At 69.5% G+C, this 13,968-nt stretch carries 13 protein-coding genes; 4 read left to right on the top strand and 9 right to left on the bottom strand.

Annotation, left to right across the window (positions count from 1 at the left end):
* Nucleotides 1–25: 25 nt before the first annotated feature.
* The 5 genes from tsaB to RIV12_RS02655 all read right to left on the bottom strand — a co-directional run bounded on the left by tsaB (nucleotide 26) and on the right by RIV12_RS02655 (nucleotide 5,885).
* A complete protein-coding gene (gene tsaB / locus RIV12_RS02675; RefSeq protein WP_309322007.1) occupies nucleotides 26–772 on the bottom strand; it encodes a tRNA (adenosine(37)-N6)-threonylcarbamoyltransferase complex dimerization subunit type 1 TsaB in 747 nt (248 codons plus the stop codon).
* 91 nt (nucleotides 773–863) lie between these two features.
* The gene (locus RIV12_RS02670) at nucleotides 864–1,832 is read right to left on the bottom strand and encodes a hypothetical protein (RefSeq protein WP_309322006.1); all 969 of its coding nucleotides are present in this window, start codon (nucleotides 1,830–1,832) and stop codon (nucleotides 864–866) included.
* A complete protein-coding gene (gene tsaE, locus RIV12_RS02665; protein ID WP_309322005.1) occupies nucleotides 1,829–2,467 on the bottom strand; it encodes a tRNA (adenosine(37)-N6)-threonylcarbamoyltransferase complex ATPase subunit type 1 TsaE in 639 nt (212 codons plus the stop codon). Before tsaE ends, RIV12_RS02670 begins: the two co-directional genes overlap by 4 nt.
* An 82-nt stretch (nucleotides 2,468–2,549) precedes the next feature.
* Nucleotides 2,550–3,860 carry an alanine racemase gene (gene alr / locus RIV12_RS02660; RefSeq protein WP_075417338.1) on the bottom strand — a complete coding sequence of 437 codons (1,311 nt, stop codon included), beginning with the start codon at nucleotides 3,858–3,860 and terminating at the stop codon, nucleotides 2,550–2,552.
* A gap of 123 nt (nucleotides 3,861–3,983) precedes the next feature.
* Nucleotides 3,984–5,885, bottom strand: coding sequence for a bifunctional ADP-dependent NAD(P)H-hydrate dehydratase/NAD(P)H-hydrate epimerase (locus tag RIV12_RS02655; protein WP_309322004.1), 1,902 nt, complete (start codon nucleotides 5,883–5,885; stop codon nucleotides 3,984–3,986).
* A gap of 198 nt (nucleotides 5,886–6,083) precedes the next feature.
* Between RIV12_RS02655 and RIV12_RS02650 the strand changes: the two genes are divergently transcribed.
* Nucleotides 6,084–6,563 carry a holo-ACP synthase gene (locus RIV12_RS02650; RefSeq protein WP_075417340.1) on the top strand — a complete coding sequence of 160 codons (480 nt, stop codon included), beginning with the start codon at nucleotides 6,084–6,086 and terminating at the stop codon, nucleotides 6,561–6,563.
* Between the two features lie 69 nt (nucleotides 6,564–6,632).
* On the opposite strand, the gene glmS is transcribed toward RIV12_RS02650, so the two are convergent.
* On the bottom strand, nucleotides 6,633–8,537 hold the full coding sequence (glmS, locus tag RIV12_RS02645) for a glutamine--fructose-6-phosphate transaminase (isomerizing) (RefSeq protein WP_075417341.1): 1,905 nt from the start codon (nucleotides 8,535–8,537) through the stop codon (nucleotides 6,633–6,635).
* Nucleotides 8,538–8,743: 206 nt separating this feature from the next.
* Between glmS and coaA the strand changes: the two genes are divergently transcribed.
* Complete coding sequence (coaA, locus tag RIV12_RS02640) at nucleotides 8,744–9,727, top strand: type I pantothenate kinase (RefSeq protein WP_309322003.1); 984 nt, start codon at nucleotides 8,744–8,746, stop codon at nucleotides 9,725–9,727.
* A 690-nt stretch (nucleotides 9,728–10,417) separates the two neighbouring features.
* Here the strand turns inward: coaA and RIV12_RS02635 are convergent.
* The 3 genes from RIV12_RS02635 to RIV12_RS02625 form a co-directional block, all read right to left on the bottom strand.
* A complete protein-coding gene (locus RIV12_RS02635) occupies nucleotides 10,418–10,909 on the bottom strand; it encodes a hypothetical protein (RefSeq protein ID WP_309322002.1) in 492 nt (163 codons plus the stop codon).
* Nucleotides 10,906–11,295, bottom strand: a complete 390-nt coding sequence (locus RIV12_RS02630; protein WP_309322001.1) for a helix-turn-helix domain-containing protein — start codon at nucleotides 11,293–11,295, stop codon at nucleotides 10,906–10,908. Before RIV12_RS02630 ends, RIV12_RS02635 begins: the two co-directional genes overlap by 4 nt.
* A gap of 86 nt (nucleotides 11,296–11,381) precedes the next feature.
* Nucleotides 11,382–11,870 carry a hypothetical protein gene (locus tag RIV12_RS02625; protein ID WP_076221687.1) on the bottom strand — a complete coding sequence of 163 codons (489 nt, stop codon included), beginning with the start codon at nucleotides 11,868–11,870 and terminating at the stop codon, nucleotides 11,382–11,384.
* Nucleotides 11,871–12,070: 200 nt separating this feature from the next.
* Between RIV12_RS02625 and RIV12_RS02620 the strand changes: the two genes are divergently transcribed.
* Entirely contained in the window at nucleotides 12,071–13,141 is a 1,071-nt protein-coding gene (locus RIV12_RS02620) for an ATP-binding cassette domain-containing protein (protein ID WP_309322000.1), read from the top strand.
* Nucleotides 13,138–13,968: an ABC transporter permease gene (locus RIV12_RS02615; RefSeq protein ID WP_309321999.1), complete on the top strand. Its 831-nt coding sequence runs from the start codon at nucleotides 13,138–13,140 to the stop codon at nucleotides 13,966–13,968. The genes RIV12_RS02620 and RIV12_RS02615 overlap by 4 nt, the downstream gene beginning before the upstream one ends.

The raw sequence follows: 13,968 nt of genomic DNA, 5'->3' as shown, positions 1-13,968 counted from the left end.
GTCGCCTTCGTGGTCAGCCCCGGGGTCAGCGCACGCGCTTGCGCGCGGCGGGCATCTGCACGTCGGCGTGACGCAGGTAGAGCGGCTGCGTGCTCAGCTCCTCGCCGCGCTCGAGGCGGGCCAGGGCGATGCGCACCTGGGTCAGGGCGTCACCGGAGACGGGGGCCAGGGCCTCGGGGCAGGAGACCGCCTCCGCCAGCTCGGGGTAGAGGGCGGCGCCGGAACCGGCCACGACGTCGATGGTGTCGACTCCGCCGCCCTGCCCCAGTGTCTGCTCGGCGACCTGAGCCGGGGGGCAGACGCTGATCTCGGTCAGGCGGGTGACGTCGTCGGGCCCGTTGGCGCGGAAGAGTGCCGCATAGACCTCGCGTCTACGGGCATCGGTGGCGACCAGGACGACAGGTTCCTTCCGCCCCTCGGGGGCTCCGAGTCCGTCGAGGGCGCGGCGGGCGACGGCGTCGAGACTGGAGACTCCGTGAACGGGGACGCCCCGGGTGCGTCCGATGACCCCGGCCGTCACCAGTCCGGCCCGCAGCCCGGTGAAGGGGGCTGGACCGGTGGCGGCGACCACGGCGTCCAGCGGGCGCTCGGCCACCTCGGGGGCCGACAGGGCCTGAGAGAGCATCTGTCCCAGGGACTCGGCATGACGGCGGGTATCGGCCTGTTCGTCCTGGCTCAGTACCTGCAGGGCGCGTGCGCCGGCGGCCGTGGGAGCGGCGTCGACGACCGCGAGCTGTGTCCCCAGGGAGGAGTCGATGGAGAGGATTCGCACCGGACCAGCCTATGCCCTCGGGTCTCGCGGTGAGTTGATGCGGCTCTCGGGGATCGTGTCCCCCAGGGTCTCGCCGGCGGTCGCATCGGCATCACCCTCGCCCTCGTCCCCGAGAAGGGACAGGTCGATGGCAGCGCGGGGGATGCCCCGCCGCACTGCGGCGCCCTGAGTGTCGGACTCGTCCCGGCAGCGCCGGTCGGCGCGCTCGGCCATGTCGGCGCGGTTGCGGGCCTGACGCAGGGGGGGCGGTCACCTTGCGCTCGTGACGGACCGTGATGATGACGGTGACGAGCCCGACGACGACGACCGCCAGGACCGGCCCCCAGATCGCCCAGCCGCCCGTGGTGGAGCGCTCCTCGCTCTGACCGGCGGAGGTCTTGGGCTTGGAACCGGCGCGTTCACGCAGGATCTCTCCATAGGCACGGAGCTCGATGGGGCCGGCCAGGCGCCGGGTGGCGGCCTCCCCCATCGCCGTCACCGTGGTGCCGCGCAGCGAGTACCAGGCGTTGGCGTTGCGGTCGTGGACGAGGTGGGCCTCACCCATCTGGTCGACGTCGGTGGCCAGGTCGTCGTCGAACACTGGGGTGCAGGTGGCGTGCCCCTTGTCATGGACCACTTCGAGAAGACCGACTGGCTTGCCGCCGGCGGAGACGGTCGCGGCCCAGTCGCCGGTGTCGACGGGTTGCGCGGAGGGCTGGGAGCCGTTGAGGAATCCGGATGCCCAGGTGTAGACGCTCCGCGGCTCACCCACCGTGATCTCGCCCTGCTCGCCGGTGCTCTGACGCACCTGCGCGACGCACTCGCTCTCCATGAGTGCCTTGGCCTCGTCACGTGACTCGGCGTCGGTTGAGACACCCGTGAGGCCGCCGGCGGACGTGATCGGCGAGAGGTGGGGACTGGTATCGGCAACGGCCCGGGCCTCCCCCAGGGTCAGGAGGCAGACGCTCAGAAGCGTCGCCGCCAGCGCGGGAAGGATGAGGCCTCTGGGGCCCTGGGAGCGTCGGGACGGCCGGATGGGGATGGCGTTGCGGACCGGAGCCACGGTGGTGGGAGTGTTCACAGCGGTACTCCAGGCTGGGATGAGGCGTCTGCGGCCAGTGGGCTCAGATCGACGTCGGCCCAGCGCGGACCGACGGCGCTCACGATGATGGTCCGATTGCCGTCGTCGACCTCGCCGAGGTCCACGACAGGCTCCCCCGTCACCGAGCCGGCAGCGTACTCGGCACCGGCGGGGACGTCGTCGCCCTGCGGGGGCTCGGCATGGACGGCTCCGTGGGGGCGGAGCACCTGGATCTCCAGACGGTTGGGGCTCAGGGCCTCCACCTTCGCCTCACCCCACTCGACCAGGGTGACCGCACGGTCCAGGGAGGAGTCCAGGTCGAGGGCGTCGATCTCCTCCAGGGAGGTGATCCGATAGGCGTCGACGTGGATGAGGTCAGGGCCGTCGGACAAGGAGGGGTGCACACGGGCGATGATGAAGGTGGGCGAGGAGACCCGGCCACGCACCTCCAGGGCCGAGCCGATGCCCTGAGCGAGCGTGGTCTTACCGGCCCCCAGCCCACCGGAGAGCATGACGAGGTCGCCGGCGCGCAGCAGGCGGCCCAGCCGAGCCCCGAGTGCCCGGGTCTCATCGGCGTTGCCGGTGGCAACGGTGATCCCGGGGGCCGTCTCAGGTGTGTGCGGCGCTGCGCTCATATGCCCTCCTCATCCGTGCATGGATCCGTTGGTGGAACCGGTCGGCCCAGCGGGACCGGCGATATCCGACGTCTGCTGTTGTCTAGGGTCGAGAGTAGTCGCCCGTGCCGCGGCTCCCGACGTAGCAGCGCGGGACACGAGCACCCAACCGGGTCACGATCTCGTAGTTGATGGTGCCGCAGACCTGCGCCCACTCGTCCGCGGTGGGGACGGCCTCCCGGTCTGCAACCTCAGGAGCGCCCCAGAGCACGGCGATATCTCCGACCTGGGCCGGTGCCGGCAGCGACGCGCCGGTCTCGTCCACGGCCGGGCCGAGGTCGACGACCGCCTGATCCATGCACACCCGCCCCACGATGGAGGTCATGATGCTGCCGACCCCCACGGGCCCGGCGGAACTGGCGGCGCGGGGGATCCCGTCGGAGTACCCCAGGGGCACGAGCCCCACCCAGCGGTCGGTGGGGGCGCTCCAGGTTCCCCCGTAGGAGACGGCCTGCCCGGCCTCGATGCGCTTGACCTGCACCAGAGGGGACTCCAGACGCATGGCGGGCCGCAGCCCGAGCTCGGCGCTGGTGGCCACGGAGGGGTCGGGGCTCAGTCCGTACAGGCCGATCCCGGCGCGCACCAGGTCCATGCGGACCTGCGGGTGCCACAGGAGCCCTCCGGTGGCGGCGAGGTGGCGGATGGCCGGGTTGAGGCCGGAGGCTCGGACGACCTCCTCGGCCTGCTGGTATCGCTCCAGGTGCTCCTCAGTGGATCCGCTGGCGGGCTCGTCGGCTCGCGACAGGTGGGACCACAGGCCGACGACGTCGACCGTCCCCTCATCCACGGCCCGCCTCAGCGCGGCGGCCAGGGCGGGCAGCTCCTCAGGGGCGGCGCCGCCGCGGGACATGCCGGTGTCGACCTTGAGGTGGAGACGCGCCGCCCTCCCCTGCGCCCGGGCCGCCGCCGACAGGGCCTCGAGCTGGGGCAGGGTGGAGACCGACAGGTCCAGGTCGGCCGCCAGGGCGGCGCGCAGGGGCGAGTCCTCGGCGGCCGCCCGGGAAGGATCCATAACGGGCAGGAGCCAGGTGAGGACCCGGGGGGCCTGGGCGGAGGGCTCCCCCGTCGGGCGGCTCACGCCGGCCTCATCCAGAAGGGAGCGCAGGGTCAGGGCCTCGGCGAGCTGGGCCACCCCCAGCCAGGAGGCCCCCGCTGACAGGGCCGTCACGGCGATCGGCCCCAGCCCGTGACCGTAGGCATCGGCCTTGACCACGGCCATCCACGGCACGCCCGCCACCTGTGCCAGGCGCCGCCCGTTGTGGGCCACGGCCTCCAGATCGATGACGGCCCGCGAGGTGGCCGCCGGCGGAGCGGAGTGGGCGACCGCGGATCGCGGAGCGGCGGACGGGGTCATTGCGGCTGAGTCCATGGAAGTGGTCACGGCGCGATTGTCGCACTGGGCGGCTGGGACCGCCCCTGTTTCCTGAGGCACGCCTCCGGTTGAAAGGCCTGACGGGCACCACGTGGCTGACACGTCTCAGTGGTGGGGCACTGCCTGAAGCCAGTTGAGCTCGAGGCGGGCCGGGCCGAGGGCCGCGGCGATGTCGAGTGCGGCGACCGGGTGCCCACCGGCCCCCGTGCTCCCGCCGCCCTGCGGGATCGCAGCGGCGTAGGCCCCCGCGAGCGCGTGCAGCCTGACACCGGCGGCCACCGACTCGACCAGGGAGTCCAGTACCGGGTCCGGGCCCGAGGCGGCGAGCGCCGTCCCCTGCTCCCAGTGGGCCGCAGCGCCGGCCAGGACCGCTCCGAGGACCCCTGCGAGCACGTCCCCGCTTCCTGCGGTCGCCATCCAGCCGGGTCCGCCGTCCACACTGACCACGGGGCGCTGCGGTGCGGCGATGAGCGTGGTGGCTCCCTTGAGCAGGACGGTGGCGCCGGTGAGGCGACAGATCTCGCGGGCGGCGAGCCCCGGGTGGGCCTCGACGCGGTCACGGCTCCATCCGTGGGCGGTCTCCGCCGGCGTCTTCTTGCCCTCCAGCGCGGTCAGCAGCGCGGCGGCCTCTCCGGCGTGCGGGGTCAGCACGTGCAGCGGTGTGCAGCTCAGCTCCTCGGTGAGGAGCTCGGCCAGGACGCTCAGGGCGCCGGCGTCGACGACGGTGGGGCTCTGACGGCCTCCGTCGGAGGGGGCCAGGGTGGAGCGCAGGACGGCCCGCACCTCATCGGCCCTGGTGGTGTCGGCGGGGTCGATGCCCGGCCCCAGGACGAGCGCCTGAGCGCGTCCGGCGGTGGGGACGACCTCGGGTCTGGCCGCCAGGACGAGGTCCTCCACGCGCCTGGGGGCGGCCAGGCGCACCATGCCGGCACCGGCTCGCACCGCGCCACTGGCAGTCAGAACGGCGGCTCCGGGATAGGACTCGCTGCCGGCCCACACGCCGACCACGCCACGGGTGTACTTGTGGTCGTCGGGGCCCGGCTCGGGAACGGCTCGCGTCAGGTAGTCGCCCAGCGCGCCGTCGACGGGGCGGCGGGCGAGGGGCCGGCTGGTGGGCGCGGGCAGCCCGAGGGGAACGACCTCGACGACGCCGCACAGGTGCCGGGCCGGGGGGAGGCACTGGCATCCCTTGAGGCAGGTGAAGGTGACGGTGCGGTCGGCGGCCAGGACCGGACCGCTCACCGTGCCGTCGTCGACGCCGGTTCCGCTGGGCAGATCGACGGCGATGACGCGCAGCGGACGGCGCCCCGGTTCTCCGGCGGCGATGAGCGGGGCGATGAGGGCGGCGGCGTCGGGTCGCAGTGGTCCGGTGGCGCCGATGCCGGTGAGCCCATCCAGGACGAGCCCGCCGTGGACAAGGAATGCCTCGACGGCGGCCATGGCCTCAACGGAGTCCTGGTCGGTTCCGTCGGCGTTGCGGTAGCCGGCTCCGTAGACGGTGACGCCATGGCTGCGGGCCTCCTCCAGGGCGACGGGATGCGGGTGCTCGGTGACGAGCACGGCACTGACCGCGCAGCCGCTGTGTGAGAGCAGACCTCCCGCCAGGAGGGTGTCGGCCCCGTTGTGGCCGCCGCCGACCAAGAGGAGTACCGGCGCCCCTGAGATCCATCCGGGGCCCGCGTGCGCTCCCGTCCCATCGCCCGCTCCTGCCATCGGCGTCGCCGGGGACTGCGGTGAGACGGGGGTCGCGACCGCCCCCATGGGGCTCGTCACGGACAACGGGTTGGGGGCCGGCCTGGCGGGGGCCGCCGCGGAGCCCGGAGCTTTGGGGCCTTGGCGCAGCTCGCGCAGCGCCGCCCGGGCCACCGCGTGGGCGGCGGCTCTCATGTAGCGGTCGGTGCCCGCGGTGACAGGGGCCTCCGCGGCCGCTATCTCCCGGGCGGGCCAAGCACAGGTGGTGGGGTCGGTGACGTCGTCGGAACGCGGGAGGTCGTTGAGGTCACTCATCCATCCCATTGTCCTCCACTCACCATTCCTCGCCCCTCCAGCACAACTTTGAGACAGGACGTTTCACCAAACGGGACTCGCAGGGTGGCCTCCGGTCCGTTTCGGCCGCCTTCGGGCACTCGGCAAGAAGTTGTCCGTTCCAGAATTGGGTGGCGCGTTCACCCCTCACGGCTCCCGCTCACCCGGCACAATGGCCGAGTGATCCGCGCTGTAGGGACTGACCTGGTCGACATCCCCCGCCTCGAAGGCTACATGGACCGGGTACCCGGCCTGCGCGAACGCCTCTTCACCCCCGCCGAGCTGGCCGTCTGCCAGGGGCGCGCCGCCTCTCTCGGGGCACGCCTGGCCGCCAAGGAGGCGGTTCTCAAGGCCCTGGGGTCGGCCTACGCCGAGCTCGGGCTGAACGCACCCCAGGGGTGGGAGTACAAGGACATCGAGGTGACCTCCACGCCCGGTACCCCGCCACGCCTGCGCCTGACCGGGGCGGCCGCGATGGCCGCGCGCCAGGCCGGCATCGGCCACTGGCACCTCTCCTTGGCCCACGACGGCGGCATGGCCCAGGCCTTCGTCGTTGCCCAGGCCGACCACGTCGACAACGACGACGACCTGACCCTGTCCTCCCAACGCTCGGAGGCCCGCACGAAGCGGCAGATCAAGTCTCTGCGCCCCGCCCTGTAGACGACGGCGCCGAGCCCGGAATCCGGGCTCGGCGCCGTTGAGGGGCGAGTCGACGTGTCGCCGTCGGTCCTACTCGACGGTGACGGACTTGGCCAGGTTGCGCGGCTGGTCGATGTCCAGGCCCTTGGCCCCGGCCAGGGCAGCGGCGAAGACCTGCAGCGGGACCACGGTGAGCAGCGGCCACAGGATCGTGGGAGTGGCGGGCACCCTGATGATGTGGTCGGCGAAGGGCTCGACGTCGGCGTCCCCCTCCTCGGCGATGACGATGGTGCGCGCACCACGGGCCCGGATCTCCTGGATGTTGGAGATGACCTTGTCATGCAGGACGGGTCGGCGCGGGGTGGGCACGATGACGAAGACCGGCAGCCCCTCCTCGATGAGCGCGATCGGGCCGTGCTTGAGCTCGCCGGCGGCGAAGCCCTCGGCGTGGACGTAGGCGAGCTCCTTGAGCTTGAGCGCGCCCTCCAGCGCCACCGGGAAGCCGACGTGGCGGCCCAGGAACAGGAAGGAGGACTTGTCCGCCAGCTCGGTACCCAGCTCACGCACCCGCGCCTCCTGGCTGTCCAGGACGTGCTGGATCCGCTCGGGCATGGCCTCCAGGTTGTCCAGGTACTCGGCGACCTCGTCGGGCCACTTGTTGCCGCGCAGCTGGGCCAGGTAGAGGCCCAGCAGGTAGCAGGCGGTGATCTGGGCGAGGAAGGCCTTGGTGGAGGCCACGGCCACCTCGGGGCCGGCGTGGGTGTAGAGGACGGCGTCGGCCTCGCGGGCAATCGTCGAGCCGTAGGTGTTGACGATGGCCAGGACCTTGCTGCCCTGCTCGCGGGCGTGGCGCACGGCCTGGATGGTGTCCATGGTCTCGCCGGACTGGGAGATGGCGACGGTGAGGGTCTTCTCGCTGACAACCGGGTCGCGGTAGCGGAACTCGTGGGCGAGCTCGACCTCCACGGGGATGCGGCACCAGTGCTCGATGGCGTACTTGGCGACGTGCCCGGCGTAGGCGGCGGTGCCGCAGGCGATGACAATGATCTTGTCGACGCTGCGCAGGACGGCGGGGTCGATACGCATCTCGTCGAGCTGGAGCTCACCGCGCTCGTCAACGCGGCCGCGCAGGGTGTCGGCCACGGCGGTGGGCTGCTCGTGGATCTCCTTGTCCATGAAGGTGTCGTAGCCGCCCTTGACGGCGGCCGAGGCGTCCCAGGTGACCTCCCAGGTCTTGGGCTCGACGTCGTGACCGTCCTTGTCCCAGACGTGGACGGCATCGGCGGTCAGGAGAAGGACCTGGTCGTCGTCGACCTCGGCGGCCTTCTTGGTGAAGGCGACGAAAGCCGCGACGTCGCTGCCCAGGAAGTTCTCGCCCTCGCCCAGCCCGATGACCAGCGGGCTGGAGCGGCGGGCCGCGACGATGGCCGCGGGGGCCAGGTCGGTGACGGCCAGGAGTGCGAAGGTTCCTTCGAGGCGAGCAGTGACGGCCCGCATCGAGGCGACCAGGATCTCGGCGACCTTGGCCGAGTCGGAGGCGGCGGCCGGGTCCTGGCGCAGGCGCTCGGTGAAGTCGATGTCCAGGACGTGGGCGACGACCTCGGTGTCGGTGTCGGAGAGGAGCTCGCGCCCGGCGGCCTCGACCTCCTCGCGCAGCGGGCGGAAGTTCTCGATGATGCCGTTGTGGACCACGGCGAGGTGGCCGGCGCGGTGCGGGTGGGCGTTGACCGTCGTCGGGCCGCCGTGAGTGGCCCAACGGGTGTGACCGATACCTGCGGTGGCAGGGGCCGGCGGGGTCGCCTCCAGCAGCTCGCGCAGGCCGGAGAGCTTACCGGCCTCCTTGACGACGTCCAGTCCCGAGGGGCCCACCAGGGCGACGCCCGCGGAGTCATAGCCGCGGTACTCCAAGCGACCGAGGCCGTCCATGAGAACAGTGAGGGAACGGGAAGAACCAGTTTCAGTCAAAGGGCCGACGTGGCCGACGATTCCACACATACTCTGATCGAATCATGCTGACGCGATGTTGACAACGAGCGCAGGACCACGTCAGTGTGATCTCGGCGTGATGTAGGCCTTACTGCGGGCTCCTTGCAGGCCGCACCCCCGTCTGCCGGCCCCTCGATTCGTTTCCGAGTCGGTATCCCACCGGTTCCTCTTCGGTCATCCGGGATTGTCCGCCGAACGACTCTTTTTGCGACACTGTGTCGGTGACCTCCGAGCTGAGTGACCCGAGCGACCTGGGCATCCCGGGTGCCTCGCCCTATATCGAGCTGGACCGTGACCAGTGGTCGGCCCTGGCGTCCTCGGCGCCGTTGCCGCTGACCCAGGCCGATGTCGAGAAGCTGAGAGGTCTGGGGGATCCCATCGACCTGGCCGAGGTGGACGCCGTCTACCGCCCCCTGACCGCGCTCCTGGAGGACTACATCGCCACCTCGCGCGAGCGCGCGCAGCGTACCGGATCCTTCCTGGGCGTGGATGAGCCGCCGACCCCCTTCGTCATCGCGGTGGCCGGATCGGTCGCCGTCGGCAAGTCGACGACGGCCCGCCTCATCGCCCATCTGCTCGCCCGATTCCCGGACACGCCGCGGGTGGACCTGGTCACCACCGACGGCTTCCTCCTGCCCAACCGGGTCCTCGAGGAGCGCGGGCTCATGGCCCGCAAGGGCTTCCCCGAGTCCTACGACCGTCGCGCGCTGCTGGAGTTCGTGGCGGCCGTGAAGTCCGGCAGCGAGCGCATCCAGGCGCCGGTCTACTCCCACACTGTCTATGACATCGTGCCGGGCCGGCACATCGTGGTGGAGCGGCCCGACATCCTCGTCCTGGAGGGGCTCAACGTCCTTCAGCCCGCCCCACGGGGAACGCGGCCGGGGACCTCGACCCTGGCGGTGAGCGACTTCATCGACTTCTCCATCTACGTCGACGCCGATCCCGCCGACATCCGCCGCTGGTACCTGGACCGGTTCCTCACTCTCAAGCACACGGCCTTCACCCGGCCGGGCTCCTACTTCCGGCGCTTCGCCGATATCCCGGACGACGTCGCCCTGGCCGGAGCGAACGAGATCTGGGAGAGCGTCAACCTGGTCAACCTGCGCGAGAACATCGCCCCCACCCGGGGCCGGGCCACACTGGTCTTGACCAAGGACGCCGAGCACCGCATGAGCCGGGTCCTGCTGCGCAAGTCCTGATTCCTCATCCCCACACTGAGACCGAATCGGACGGGCGGACGACCCGCGGCCAGTGGGACCGAGGCTCGTGAGTACCGCTTAGTCGCTGCGGTGGCGCCCAGCACGCACTACACGAGGGTGGGGGGGCTACTGGAAGAGATTCGGGGAGACTCCACGACGGTGGGGTTTTCGTGCAGTACACACTGCCCTTGGCCAGTACACCTCCACCCTCGTGGAGTACACCCCCCGGAGGAGGGGCGCACCCACGCCACCGTCAAGCGAGCACCGCCAGGAGTCCGAAGAGGGACCACGGATGTCCAAATCGGTGACAAAAGCCCGGATCGTTCTCATGCAGACGAAGCAAAACCGCATGATTCCAAGGTTCTCGTTCATGCGGCCTAGGGACTGGAGGTCTCTTTGTCACCGATTTGGACACCAACAGACCGATCCCCCGAAGAGTCCGGTGCGGCGGACCTACTAGGCCACCTCGATCTGCGCGCCGCCGAGCAACTCACGGGCTCACCACGATGCTCGTCTGAGTGGTCAGAGCATCCGAGAGGCATCAAGAATCGCAGACTCCGCAGTATTGATCTGAGACGTTACCGCGGCGAGCTGGGCACTGACTGGCCGCCAATGTCACCGGGCGTTAAAAGACTGGAGAAAGTCGCACTCCGCCGGAGCCGCACGAACGATGCCTCAACCACCACCTCACTACTCATCGTTCGTAGTGCGACCGGTCTGCCCAACGGGAGACGGATAGATGACATCCGGCATGTCCCCAGGGATATCGATGCACCCCACACTCCCAGGACAAAGTGCCGATACTGTACGTGCAGCCGCTGAGACATGATCCCACAGGACACGTGCAGCCCAGGGGCCGTAGCGCTGCGCGACAGCAGTGAGATCTCCTCGCATCGCGGTCTCGTCAACTTCATCGTCAGAAGCAGCGAACACCATACTGGCAGTAGCGCCGACGAACCATTCACCAGCACCGACGGCAAGATCACCGACGAGAGCGTGGATCGGAGCAGTCTCCTCCGGCGCCATCTGCACTTCAATCGGGCTGATGCGCCACTGAACGAACTCCTCCTCCATGTCCTGTGGCTGACAGATGACACGGAAGGTCTGAAGCTGCAGGACGGTGGCCGATCGCAGCGAGAAGCGTTGATCGCTCGTCTCGTCAGAACTCGGCGCGGACATCATGCCCCCACCAGCTTGCCCGTGGATACTCGTCGCGCAGCTTCCGTGGAGGACGAGTCCCACCTGTATTCAGGCATACCAGCGTTGCAGGCGGCACGACGAACGTCATGCTCACCGACAGCAATCACCTCGTGGCGGATGAGCGCGCCCACTGCCTTGGCATAGCGACGCACTGTGGACAGGTGAGCATCCGAGTGGCCTGACTCGAACCGGGAGACGGATGCCTGACTGGTGCCCATGGTGCGCGCAACGTCAGCCTGAGTCATACCGCTGCGGTCGCGCACGGCGACGAGATCACGGACCAACGCATGGTCGGCAGCGACCAGGCTGCGCGCATGCTTGTGACCAGGGGCGTCCGGGTCCTCGCCGAGAAGCTCGTAGATGTCCATGTCTCTCACCGCCTTGTGGGATATATCAGTGGCGACATACTAGTCTCTGCTTCGAGCATATGGAGAGCATGTCGTCACATCTCACATCACTTCACTCGCCGCGTCTGCGACCAAGACTCGAAACGCTCCTGAGCTTCGGCGATGTGCACGTCCTGCTCCTCCAATCCGCTCTTTCCACCTCGCTTGTGGCGGAAGCTGAGTGAGAGCAGCAGACGGTCCTCGTCGTCCGGTTCACTGAAGTACAAGCGTAGATGGTGCTGCTCTCCGTCGAGGTTGACGGTCAGCTCCAGGCGGGCCTCGAGTACGTCATGCGCACTCTGAGCCTTGCAGACGACGCCCTTAGAGTAACTGCTGTCATAGTTGAGACGACCGGACTCTGCGTCGCGGATGAGCTTGTCAACCTCCGCCAAGAGCATCTGCCACTCGTCTTCACTGATGCCACACGCCCGCAGCTTGCTCATCTCTTTGGTCAGATAGGGACGCCCGCAACTGTCCGCCGCGTGCTTCCAGTACCCGCCACAACGACACGAACGAGCCCCGTAGCCGTAGACCTTGTGGTGGAGAAGGGCGGTCATCGTGACCACACTCGCAACGAGAACGTTGTCATTAGGGACTCCTCGGGGTGCTGTGGAGTGACTCATGAGGATAGTAGCCCTACCGCTCGACCCGACAGCGTTATCAAACCGAGCACGGACGCAGCCCCGTCTCAGGCCGTGAAACCCGACGGCATCGCACTGAAGCCGCTGTGAAACCGCCGGGGTCCAGCCTTGGCGGCATGGCAACACGAACAGCAAACGAATCGCTCTCACCGGGCGAGGCACCGGCCATTAGGACCGATGGCCTGACCCGCACCTTCGGCTCCTTCACCGCCGTCGACCGCCTGGACCTGGAGATCCCCACCGGCATCGTCTACGGCCTGCTCGGCCCCAACGGTGCCGGCAAGTCGACGGCGCTGCGCATGATCACCACCCTGTTGGCCCCCACCCGGGGCCGGGCGATGGTCCTGGGGCACGACGTCGTCCGCGAGCGCCACGCGGTGCGCAGCCTCATCGGGGTGACGGGACAGTACGCCAGCGTCGATGAGACGCTCACCGGCTCGGAGAACCTGCGCCTCTTCGGGCGTCTTCTGGGCCTTGGCCGACGTCGGGCGCGGGAGCGGGCCGAGGAGCTGCTGGCCGCCTTCAGCCTGACCGAGGCAGGCGGCAAGCGGGTGAGCGGTTACTCCGGTGGGATGCGGCGGCGACTGGACCTGGCGGTCTCGCTCATCTCCCGTCCCCCGCTCATCTTCCTCGACGAGCCCACCACTGGTCTGGACCCGCGTACGCGTGAGCAGATGTGGGACGTCATCCGTTCCCTGGTGGAGGGCGGCTCGACGATCCTGCTGACCACTCAGTACCTGGAGGAGGCCGACCGTCTGGCTCACCGGGTCGGCATCATCGATGCCGGACGGCTCATCGCCGAGGGCACCCCCGATGAGCTCAAGGACCGGGTGGGCAGCAGCTCTCTGGTGCTGACGCCGGCGACCCCCGAGGACCAGGGGGCCACCGCGGCGATCATCGAGCGGGTGACCGGTCACGCCCCGGCGACCGTCGACCAGGGCACCCACCTGCAGGCGCCGCTGAGCGAGGCCTCGGTGGCCACCGAGGTGCTCGTGGCCCTACGCGACGCTGGATTGTCGCCCAGAACCGTCTCGGTGGACCGCCCCAGCATGGACTCGGTCTTCATGGCCCTGACCGGGCAACCCACGAAGCACGACGACGAGGCCTCGCCCGACTCCGCTGCGCCGTCGGCGTCCTCGCCCGCCTCCCCGTCCGCCCGTCCTTCAGACGTCAAGGAGCAGTCATGACCACCCCAGCAGCAACCACCCCGACCAGTACCGCGCTCTCCCCCAGCGTCTGGCGTTTCAGCGAGGCTAGGCTCGTCCCGGACACCCTCGCCATGGCATGGCGCTCGCTCATCACCATGGTGCGCAACCCCGGGGAGTTCTACGACATCCTCATCCAACCGGTCATGTTCACCGTCCTGTTCGGCGAGCTCTTCGGCGGCGCCATCGCCGGCGACGTCAAGGCCTACCTGCCCACGATCGTCCCGGGTCTCATCATCATGAATGCCTTGACCACGAGCCAGAGCGTGGGCGTGGACCTGCGCGAGGACATGGACAAGGGCGTCTTCGACCGCTTCCGCACCATGCCGATGTCCCGTATCGCGCCGGTCCTGGGGCCCATGGTCTCCGACGTGCTGCGCTACCTCATCTGCACCTCACTGACCGTACTCACCGGCTACATCCTGGGCTACCGGCCTGCCAACGGCTGGTCGGGAACGATTGGCGCCATCGCCCTGGCGGCGGGCTGCGCCTGGGCCATCGCCTGGATCTTCCTCTTCCTGGGGACGGTGTTCTCCTCGGCCCAAGCGGTCACCTCCTTCACGGTGATCGTCCTGTTCCCGCTGACTTTCCTGTCCAACGCCATGGTGCCCACCTCGACGCTACCGGTCTGGCTCAAGGCCTTCGTGCGCCACAACCCGGTCTCGCACATCGTCGACGGCGACCGGTACCTGTTGGACGGAACAGCGGGCTCGGCCGGGGACGTGCGGGCCGCGATCATCGGTTCACTCCTGATCCTGGCCGTCATGGCTCCCCTGACGGTCGTGCGCTACCAGCGGCGCAACGCCTGA

It is taken from the genome of Actinomyces stomatis (assembly GCF_031292835.1).
In the GTDB taxonomy this organism is placed as follows: Bacteria; Actinomycetota; Actinomycetes; order Actinomycetales; family Actinomycetaceae; genus Actinomyces; species Actinomyces stomatis.
Note: the sequence above shows the minus strand (reverse complement) of the source record. Positions and strands in the feature narration are given on the sequence as shown.